Annotated in this window: 1 protein-coding gene; it reads left to right on the top strand. The window is 46.9% G+C overall.

Annotated elements, in window-relative coordinates:
• Positions 1–155 precede the first annotated feature (155 nt).
• The gene (locus FS806_RS25180) at positions 156–1,514 is read left to right on the top strand and encodes an IS4 family transposase (protein WP_144942086.1); all 1,359 of its coding nucleotides are present in this window, start codon (positions 156–158) and stop codon (positions 1,512–1,514) included.
• Positions 1,515–1,516 lie beyond the last annotated feature (2 nt).

Genomic DNA, 1,516 nt, shown 5'->3' with positions numbered 1-1,516 from the left:
ACTCAACTTTCGCAGAGCGAAAATCGGCATAATTGCATGATGTGACTGAACTAACGGTGAATGTAATACTGAGGTTGTAAATAGAAAAACACCGCTTCATTTGGTAAAGTGAGAGTATCCAGCAATCACTACCATATAGAAGAGGTGTCCTCTACATGATAGATCAAAACGTACCATATAATCAACTTCCAAATGAGATTAAACCGGCTTTCAAAGAACTCAAAGTGCTGCAACACTTGAGAACAGCAGGCTTCAAGAAGAAATTCGGCTATACATGCTCGTTCTTATTCCAGCTTGTCTTTGTACTCTTGTTTCATCACAAAAATTGGTTTCGTTTGCTGGAAAGCGACAGGGGAGAATCGTTTCCGGGCAAGGACGCTGTCTATCGTTTTCTCAATCATAGTGGCTACGCTTGGCGTCGGTTCTTATCCTTGCTCAGTTCCTCTACCATCGGTAAAGTCCAGCCCCTTACAGGAACGGACCGCGTATCCGTATTTGTTGTCGACGATTCCATGTTTGAGCGGAATCGCAGCAAGATGGTCGAGTTGCTTTCCAGGTTTAAAGATCATGCGACCGGCTGCTATTACAAAGGATTTCGGATGCTCACACTTGGTTGGTCGGATGGCCATACGTTTATTCCCGTTGACTTTTCCTTGCTTGCTTCTCTCAAATCCCAAGTAAACGGCATCATGAAGGGGATCGATAAGCGAACGTCCGGCTACAAGCGACGGATGGAAGCTCTCTTGCCTGCTCCTGAGGTCATCCCCGCCATGATCGATCGCGCGTTTTCCGCTGGCGTGCAAGCTTCCTACGTGCTTATGGATAGTTGGTTTACGCATGCTCCGCTGATCCAAGCAATGCTTTGTCGCGGTCTGGATGTGATCGGCATGGTCAAAGCCGATAAGAAACGCTATCTTGACCGCGGGCGGCGATTAACTCTACAAGAGCTTTATTACGAAGCCCTCCCCGTTCAAGGAAAGAACAAGGGCATCTTGCGTTCCATCCGCACCAAGCTGTCTCCGGGGATTCCCGTTATCATCGTCTTTGTACGCCATCGTTCGAACAAAAAGGAATGGCTCGCCATTCTATGCACCGACCTTTCACTCTCAGAAGAAGAGATCATCCGGATTTACGGAATTCGCTGGGACATTGAGGTGTTCTTTAAGTGTGCCAAATCGTTGCTGCGTCTGCAAAAGGAATTTCAAGGTCGTTCTTACGATTTGCTCATCAGTCACACTACGATTGTCTTCTCTCGATACATATTGCTGGCATGGCAACACCGACAAAGTACGGACAACCGCACTTTGGGCGGCTTATTTCACCTGCTCTGCGATGAAGTTAGTCAATTGGATTGGGCAGTTGCTCTGGGACAACTCATTGAAATCCTTGAGAACGTAGCTAAGAAAGCGAGCAAAAGAATCACATCACTTATCCAAACGCAACTCCAACAATGGTTTGCTGGTTTACCCAGCTACATCAAGGCCTATCTGCCGAATTTAAGCTGCGAAAGTTGAGT

Origin of the sequence: Paenibacillus sp. 32O-W (assembly GCF_007679495.1) — a bacterium.
GTDB classification, from domain to species: Bacteria; Bacillota; Bacilli; order Paenibacillales; family NBRC-103111; genus Paenibacillus_L; species Paenibacillus_L residui.
The sequence above is the reverse complement of the archived record's forward strand: the minus strand, read 5'-3'. Positions and strand labels throughout refer to the sequence as shown.